Annotated in this window: 5 protein-coding genes; all 5 read right to left on the bottom strand. The window is 42.9% G+C overall.

Going from position 1 to position 7,483, the window contains the following annotated elements; translation table 11 throughout:
• Nucleotides 1-14: 14 nt before the first annotated feature.
• The 5 genes from AC1DWN_RS23385 to AC1DWN_RS23365 all read right to left on the bottom strand — a co-directional run bounded on the left by AC1DWN_RS23385 (nucleotide 15) and on the right by AC1DWN_RS23365 (nucleotide 7,471).
• Nucleotides 15-3,452, bottom strand: coding sequence for a cohesin domain-containing protein (locus AC1DWN_RS23385; RefSeq protein ID WP_477561303.1), 3,438 nt, complete (start codon nucleotides 3,450-3,452; stop codon nucleotides 15-17).
• A gap of 334 nt (nucleotides 3,453-3,786) precedes the next feature.
• Complete coding sequence (locus AC1DWN_RS23380; RefSeq protein ID WP_477561302.1) at nucleotides 3,787-5,085, bottom strand: aminotransferase class III-fold pyridoxal phosphate-dependent enzyme; 1,299 nt, start codon at nucleotides 5,083-5,085, stop codon at nucleotides 3,787-3,789.
• A 1-nt stretch (nucleotide 5,086) separates the two neighbouring features.
• Nucleotides 5,087-6,130, bottom strand: a complete 1,044-nt coding sequence (locus AC1DWN_RS23375; RefSeq protein WP_477561301.1) for a Gfo/Idh/MocA family protein — start codon at nucleotides 6,128-6,130, stop codon at nucleotides 5,087-5,089.
• 43 nt (nucleotides 6,131-6,173) lie between these two features.
• Nucleotides 6,174-7,307 carry a Gfo/Idh/MocA family protein gene (locus AC1DWN_RS23370; protein WP_477561300.1) on the bottom strand — a complete coding sequence of 378 codons (1,134 nt, stop codon included), beginning with the start codon at nucleotides 7,305-7,307 and terminating at the stop codon, nucleotides 6,174-6,176.
• Between the two features lie 41 nt (nucleotides 7,308-7,348).
• Nucleotides 7,349-7,471: an alpha-L-rhamnosidase C-terminal domain-containing protein gene (locus AC1DWN_RS23365; protein WP_477561304.1), complete on the bottom strand. Its 123-nt coding sequence runs from the start codon at nucleotides 7,469-7,471 to the stop codon at nucleotides 7,349-7,351.
• Nucleotides 7,472-7,483 lie beyond the last annotated feature (12 nt).

Genomic DNA, 7,483 nt, shown 5'->3' with positions numbered 1-7,483 from the left:
GTTTATTCGTTCCGTTATTCCACAATCTTCTTAGCAACCGCTGTAAGGTCGAGGATATCGATTTTCCCATCCCCATTAATATCTGCTTTCTTCGCTTGCTGCCAATCTAGACTGCTGCTGTCTTTACCATAATGGGCGGCCACGATAGACAAATCTCCTATGGATACTTTGCCATCTTGATTAATGTCAGTGCTGTTTCCGCCAGTTCCTCCTGTCGTAATCTGAATACTAATGGAAGACAATGCGGCTAGTGTTTCGATTCCTTGTTCATCTCCAAGAGCCGCACTCGTGATCGAGATCACGCCTGTTGCTGTTTGTAAGATATTCTTCGCTCTAAATGTAAGCTCTACCACTTGCGCGTTGCTAGTGATAGCATGTTCCGGACCTTGACTAGCAACAATTATCCGCAGCTTACCCGCAGGCTCCTTGACAGTTTCGACAATTGCAATCCCTTCTATTAAGGACCTTGCGGATACAAATTCCATGACAGCGGGATCATACTCCAGATTGATGTCCTGTGCGTAGACTGCCTCGGTAACACTGCTTAAACCATAGCCCACTTTAAATTCTGTTCCCGCAGGAACCGAGCTTCCTTCAGTAGTTAAGGTTGTGCTATTTGCTATTGGTTCAGAAGAGATTGTTACTGTTACTGTTCCGGTATTCGAATCCGTTACGCCATCATTCACTTTAAATGTAAAGCTATCTATGCCCGTAGCTCCGTGAAATGGTGTGTAACTAAACGCTCCCGTCATTGCATTTGTCATTGTAACTGTACCTTTTGTTCCGTTCGTTTCGATACTATAAATAAGAGGGCTGCCAGTTGATGAGTTCGCACTTAGCGTACTGCTAAGCACATTGTTGGTCGTTGTTGTCAAATCCATGTCGTCTGCAGTCGAAACGGTATCACCAAACGAAGCATCTAAGGCATATAATCTGCCTTCACCCGGTGCGAAGCTATCCGATAACATCCTGGTCGTGCTGTTGTAATTCGTACTAACCTCGGCCCCACTGCTTTTGGATACTTCCATTACGGAACTAATTCCCGGCGTTAACTGGAACGATAATGTCTGCGAATTTTTATAGTCCTGATTTACAACCATCACATATTTGCGACCATTCTCATGATTGAAGTGCCCGATAACTGTCGGCTGGTCGCCTACCTGCTGCCAGAAGAAATTAGTAGGTAGTGCTGTTGTTGAGTCTGGAATCGTGCTACCGGTATGATAGACTGCTTTGGAATTGAGCTTCAATAGCGTCGAGCCGAGAAATTGCACTTCGGCACCGATATCCTTTGCATAATAATAGGAATCGTTCTTCGTTCCGTCCGGTAGAATAAGACCATTATTATGTCCAGGCGGTGTAAAGTATGTGTACCACATATAACCTTTTGCCCCATAGACCAGATTCGTATAGACCTGGTAGCGCATTTCAGATTCGTTAGGAACACGCTGAAAGTTATGCCCTACCGATTGCATATAACTCCAGAAATCAATCCCGGCAGATAACGATTGCTTTCGGATGATTTCCAGATTGGCATAATAACCTGCTCGAAACTCCTCCCATCTTGCGTATGGGTAAAAGTCAAATGAAAGTACATCTGGTTGGGTGCTTACCCAGCGGTATACATAATCCTCATAAGTCCCGCCTTGAATATCCTGATCGATCGTAAACCACAGATCAGTATCTATTAATGATCCATTCTTATACGCTGTTCCGCCATTTATCCAGTTATCGCCATTATTCGAGCGGACCACTCCGTCAATAGAAGCAGTACCCTCCACCGTCAACTCCATATAATACAGCGTGTTTTCTTGGACTGTAGTATTAAGGTTAAAATGCGGCCAGTTCGAATTGGAACCCATACGACTGCCGCTTGTGACTAGATTCGTTTTTGCCGGAGAATCCCAAAGTTTAAGGGTCACTTCCTCGCCTTCATCCCATGTCTGATGGTCAACCCATATCTGAATGGTAGACAGATGTGTTTGGCCTGGCATCGTTGTGAAAGTTTGCCCTATCGATTGTTGGGATGTTAATTGTTCACTTGTCGTATAGTTATCGAAACCCAATTGTCCGGGGGTAGCGAAATTCGGCAACAAATTTACAAACACCATATGATCGGGATCATTTTCTTTTAAGCGTTTAGTTGCTTCCTGCAACTTAGGATATAAATTACTGCTCGGTTCATCAAGCAAATAATAACCTTTTGTCGCCTCATAATTTTTATAGTCCTCTGTGATTGCATCCAAACTGTCATCAGATGGACGTAGACTGGCGCCGTCGGCGTAAACGAGCTGGAAGTAAGTAATATCAAACATAAGATCAACATTATCCGATTCACCATTCAGATATGCATTTCCATCGCTGTATACATCATTTGTGCTTGCCGATAATAATACGGGAGTAGAGCTATTACTAGTGACTTCCATATAATAAGACTGATTTAAGCTTATCGGTATATTACCTATAGCAAAAGCGCTATCTCTTGCATTTATCGTAATGCTGTTTAGTAAAGTTTCTTTAGCTGGACTATCGTAGATCGTAAGAGTTAGTATCGTACCAGAATCCCAAGCTGAGGTGGGATCGACAAAGAGCTTAACGCCTTCGATGTACCAGCCAGTGTCCAAATCTCCTCTCTTCACGTTAAACGTCTGCCCTATCGGCTGAAGAGCACTGACAGAAACGTTTCCACCTCCCACATTTTGTTTTAAATTGTAAAAGTCTACKGCGAAGCGACTATCGTTAACAATGATTTTGAAATCATTAGCTGCTGCCAGCTTCAATGCTTTATCGTTAATTTCTGGTGCGACTACGTAGTTATTTCCAATAAAAAAATTAGCATTCATATCTCTCATTTCTTTATATCTTTCATCTGTAGTATCGTTTGGTCCGGGTGGCCAAAAAAGACCGATTGGGAATACGTTAGGAACGCTAGGTGCGACATCGGGTACTTTTTCTAGCGAGAAATCGTCGCAATAGGAGCTTCCTGTATCCCCGCTTGGTCTATAACAGAACACGCCGGCGGACGTGTTGGTGTCACCTGTCGTGAAGATGGCAGTCCCTTTTGTGTAACTATTGGCCCTAATAACTTCGAATAGATCCTCGCCACCATATTTATCAACACCAATAAAGATTACCCCACTGTCCACTTTCGCATAACCGGTCATTTTATACGTTGTATTTGGTAATAACCCCGTCACTACCTGTCTAACTTGATCACCTTTTTGCGTTATCYCCGCTGCATACACCCCCGACCTAACATTGGCGGATACGTTGGTTATCACTGCCCTATTCGTACCCCATGAATTTAGCGTTCCGCTTTCGAATCCAGGATTATGCATTAGATTCTGTTCAACCGCTGCAGATGTGGTAATGGGATTTCCAATTAGACTTCCAAATACCAAAAGAAAAGCCAGAAAAAGTAAAGCTGATTTACGCATGAAATACTTTACCATCAAAGAAACCTCCCAATGATTAAAATACTGTAACCATTCGTAATCCCAATCTTTTGCATACAGAAAATGAAAAGCGTATACTTTGAAATTCCACAATTCTCCTTTCCTCTAGTTTTATTATAAGTCCTTATGCGCAAGCGTTTACATAACTGTGGATGACATTTCTTATTTCCAATTGACAAGTGTAAACGGCTGTCGCGGTCCTCAGGCGGCATAAGCTCGTTTCGCGATGAAATATAGGCATGAGTATAAGCGTGAAACTTACACTTTCCTATATTTCTTGAATACTCGCATCTCCCATGGATACGGATACTCAAAGCTCTTGTCGGTATGCTTATGCCTTCCGAAACACCGGCGCCACAGCCTTGCCCTCCAGCTTCTCTGCTAATTTGTTCTGTTTCATTGCTTTTGATAATTCAGATAGAGAATCGTCCAAGGCATCCAAAGTATATTGAATCTGTTCCTCTTTGTGCGAATAAGAAACATAATTATAGCTTGTAAATAAGATTCCCCTGCGAATCATTTCTTGTTGCAGAAAGCTCTTGATCAGCAAGGTGTCTGGGGACTCACTATACACAAATAACGCTTTTGAATGAGGTCCCTGTATGCTTATTCGATCCGTAAAACCATACTTCATGATGATCGTATTTCCTTCTTCCATAAGTAGCTTTCCCATCGCATTCACATGGTCTATCGAATGATTGACTTTCATTTCCTCGATGGTAGCTTTCGCAGAAGCTAATGAAAGCATTTCCCCCCCAAAGGTGAAGGAGAAAAACACATTTTCCAGCTCCGACATGATTTCCGCCTTCCCTGTCAGAATGGATAACGGCATACCATTGGCAACCGCCTTCCCAAAGGTAGCTAAATCTGGTGTTACTCCATAATACTGTTGAGCGCCGCCAAGAGAAATTCTAAACCCTGTCAACACTTCATCGAAAATGAGCAGTGCTCCATTGTTATGTGCTAGTTCCTTCACATCTGCTAGGAAATTAGGTTGTGGTTGAATGATTCCGATGGGCTCCATGATGACAGCCGCCACTCTTCCTTTATATTTGTTCATTAAAATTTTCAGGCTATCGATATCGTTATAGCTAAACTGTTTGGTCAGCCCCTCTAATACGGAAGGTATTCCGGCACTTCTTTCTGTTGTAATAACATACCAATCATGCCAGCCATGATACCCTCCACACAAAATGATGTCTCTTCGAGTATAAGCTCTGGCCAGACGAATTGCGGCTGTTGTCACATCCGAACCATTTTTGCCGAATCTGACGCTTTCCGCGCACGGGATAACCTCACGAATGAGCTCCGAAACTTCAACCTCAAGTGGATGCATCATAGTTAGTGTAATAGCCTCATTCAATTGATTAATAATCGCTGAATTCACTGATGGGTAATTATAACCAAGGGACACTGCTCCCAATCCCATCCCATAATCGATAAAGCTATTTTCATCTACATCAGTGACGATACAACCGTTGCCTCTGGCTAAATATTTAGGCGCATAACCATCGATAAATTGGGTAGGTCCTTTCGATAAGCACTGTGTGCCACAAGGAATCAAGGATGCCGCACGCTGCCAATATAGTTCTGAGTTTTGTATTCCATTCACCATACCAAGCTTATCCATGTTAATTCCTCCTCGTTTCATCCTCGTACTGATCCRGTAATTCAGCGGGTAAAAAGTCTGGATTCACTTTTTCCACCTTACCCGTGATCGCGCTTTTCTCTGCAGCTGCCAAAGTGCCACATATCACGTTGGATTTGCGAAAGTCGTGTGGCCATTTTTTGTTCCCCATAATTGCTTCTATATACGTGTCGATCTCTTCTTTATAAACAGATTCCAATAGATGTGATAGTTTTCCAAAATTCTGCTTATTGTGTATCCCAAGCAACGGTAAGCTACGATGAATGTCACCTGTAATGAGATCAAACTCAATTGTTCCATTGGTACCTACAGCAATGCCTTTTCGTGTGACCTGAGGACTCGCTCCTAGAACGACAAGCTGCCCGATTCCACCATTTTCTAGGCGCATTTGTAAGCTCCAGCTGTCTTCATAGTTTGGTCCCAACTCTCCCCCTGCACGCACTATACCTGTTACTTCTTGTGGTTCAGAAAATAAATCAGCTAGTCCTATTAATTCGAAGGTTACCATTTCTCTCGTGCCATTCGTGCTGCGATTACGTGCGTAATATTCCGTTCCTTCACTCGGGTGCCAACCTGCTATATCAATGGATAAGCAGAAGCTATAGGCATGTAGCGCTCCAAGATCTTCCCGCACTATCCTCAATAATTCTTTATATAGTGGTAAAAACTGAAGTGTACACGAGGGCGCGGCCACTATTTGTTTCCCAGCTGTTCTAAGCTCAACTTCCCGATAATGAAATGGAAACAATTCCGCTTCGCAAAAAAAATGCAATCCTCTGTCCAAAGCGATCTCCACATACTGCGAATGTGACTGTGGCGGTGTAGAAATACTAAATGCATCTGCTCCCCAGTTTAAGGCCGATTCCATGCAATCGAAACAGGTTATCCCAAATTGGTTACTTGCCTTATCTCTTCGATCTGATCTCATTTCCAATAAGGCAACTTCCACATCCGCGCGAGCTGTCAAATCACGAATTCTGCGCGTTCCCATTGAACCAGCCCCAATTTRCAAAACCTTTATCTTCATATCATTCCTCCTCTCTTTATTTCAGTAGCGCATTATACGACTACTAGCTCCAGTTAATCGTCTGAAAGCTATGGTCTTCGGCTGATTTCTTGGCCTTTAAACACATCAGGGCGCTTAATAATCCATCGTCCAAAGGCGTAGTGGATCTTGCTTTACCTTTCATGACATCGATAAAGTTTCTAGCTAAGACTGCATCTCCACCCCCATGAGATTCATTGTCAGGCTGCACCTCATACGTTTCAATTCGGTTCGTATGATGCATATAAACCTTCAACAGATTCGTATACCAATCAAATTCGATTGTCCCTTTATAGCCCATAAGCTTAGCGCCTCGACCACAAGCTTTTTTACGTGCAAAAAAGTTTTGAGAATAGGAGACATGCATACCAGACTCATACTTAATAATCGCGCTGCCTGAATCTTCATTACCAGTATCTTCTGCAAAGCAGCAATATTCCCAAGAGGCATCGAAAGAGGTGCTTTGAAATGTGCTATCTAAACATGTATGTTGTTCACCGCAATCCTTACACTTTAGTCCAGCAGGTTTAGTTCCTTTGAAAATCTGCTTCGAATTCATCGCACATATACTTACCGGCTTTAAATTAAGCAAATAGGTAATGTAATCAAAATCATGCGTAGATTTTTGTAGAAAAAGTCCGCCCGTCTCCTTCTCATCCCTATACCAACCGTGATAATAAATGCCACCGCTAGCGACATTATTCATTGCTTGARCATGCTCCACTGTACCGATTTTACCGGAGTCAATGATTTCCTTAGCCATTTGAATGAGAGGTGTATTACGCAGTGGAAATGACACTACCACTTCAGACCGGTACGCATCATTCGCCGTTTTTAAGCGCAACAAATCTTCAAAGCTAGTCGCTACTGGTTTTTCCAAATATAATGGAATGCCGGTGGGCAATACTTTCAATGTCATCTCGGTATGCAGAGAGCATCTTGTACCAATTAAGATGCCGTCCAAATTGCCTGCGGCAATCATTTGTTCAGGCGTATCATAAAATAAGACTTGATCGCTTTGCTCCTGTCCAAGCTCCTGTTTGATCTGCTGATTACGCACATCTGTAATTGCGGTTATGCGGCATCCAGGGTCTATTTTAACAATTTCACCCAACACCCAACGAATACGAGCACCATAACCAATAACGCCTAGATTCATTCTAAATCCCCCTACTCCTACTCAGTTGTAGATTACGAATCTTACTGTCGAACGCATTCCTCCGGATGGTTAACTTCAAGCTCAAACCCTTCCGTTTTCTTCTCCCAATTTACTGAAATAGGACCAAAGGGTGTTGGTACGGTACCAGCTACTTTATGAAACACGCTAGTAATAGG

The sequence above is a fragment of the Paenibacillus sp. P4_A7 genome, assembly GCF_056402455.1.
This window is presented reverse-complemented; position numbering and strand designations above follow the sequence as displayed.

Bases quoted from the DNA above. Each gene is read 5' to 3' on its own strand.
- AC1DWN_RS23380 (WP_477561302.1), bottom strand. From the start codon at position 5,085: ATGGATAAGCTTGGTATGGTGAATGGAATACAAAACTCAGAACTATAT.